Here is a 1,064-nt window from a genome sequence, read left to right as displayed (position 1 = left end):
GACGGCGACGGCCGTCGTCGTCGCGACCGGCGAAGACACGTACTTCGGTTCGCTCGCACGCAACGTCGTGAGCCACAAGCGCATCGAGACGAGCTTCGACCGCGGCGTCTCGAGCGTGAGCTGGCTGCTGATCAAGTTCATGTTCGTGATGGTGCCGATCGTGTTCATGATCAACGGCCTGACCAAGGGCGACTGGCTGAGCGCGCTCACGTTCGCACTCGCGGTGGCCGTCGGCCTGACGCCCGAGATGCTGCCGATGATCGTCAGTGCGAACCTCGCGCGCGGCGCGATCGCGATGGCGCGCCGCAAGGTGGTCGTCAAGCGGCTCAACTCGGTGCAGAACTTCGGCGCGATGGACGTGCTGTGTACCGACAAGACCGGCACGCTCACGCAGGACAAGATCATCCTCGAACACCACCTCGACCTGTCCGGTCACAAGAACGAGGAGATCCTGCGGCTCGGCTGGCTGAACAGCTTCCACCAGAGCGGCCAGAAGAACCTGATCGACATCGCGGTCGTCGCGCGCGCCGACGAGATCGGCGAACGCGTGAAGCCGCAGGGCTACAAGAAGATCGACGAGCTGCCGTTCGATTTCGTCCGGCGCCGCCTGTCGGTCGTCGTCGAGGATACGCGCGGCACGCACCTGCTGATCTGCAAGGGCGCGGTCGAGGAAATGCTGGCCGTGTCGACTCACGTCCAGGACGAAGACGGCGTACGCCCGCTCGACTTCGTCGCACGCAAGCGGCTGCTCGAACAGGCCAACGCGTACAACGAGGACGGCTTCCGCGTGCTCGTGCTCGCAACCCGCACGATTCCGCGCGGCGACGAGCGCGCGCAGTACCGCACCACCGACGAACACGACCTCGTCGTGCGCGGCTTCCTGACCTTCCTCGATCCGCCGAAGGAATCGGCCGCACCGGCACTCGCCGCGCTGCGCGAAAACGGCGTCGCGGTGAAGGTACTGACGGGCGACAACGCGATCGTCACGATGAAGGTGTGCCGCCAGGTCGGCCTCGAACCCGGCAAGCCGATGCTCGGCGCGGAAATCGAAGCGCTCGACGACG

At 65.9% G+C, this 1,064-nt stretch carries 1 protein-coding gene; it reads left to right on the top strand.

Annotated elements, in window-relative coordinates; all coding sequences use genetic code 11:
- On the top strand, positions 1 to 1,064 hold a 1,064-nt coding region (locus tag VL15_RS38985; protein ID WP_048252215.1), incomplete at both ends, for an HAD-IC family P-type ATPase.

This window comes from Burkholderia cepacia, from assembly GCF_001039005.1.
In the GTDB taxonomy this organism is placed as follows: Bacteria; Pseudomonadota; Gammaproteobacteria; order Burkholderiales; family Burkholderiaceae; genus Burkholderia; species Burkholderia theae.
Note: the sequence above shows the minus strand (reverse complement) of the source record. Positions and strands in the feature narration are given on the sequence as shown.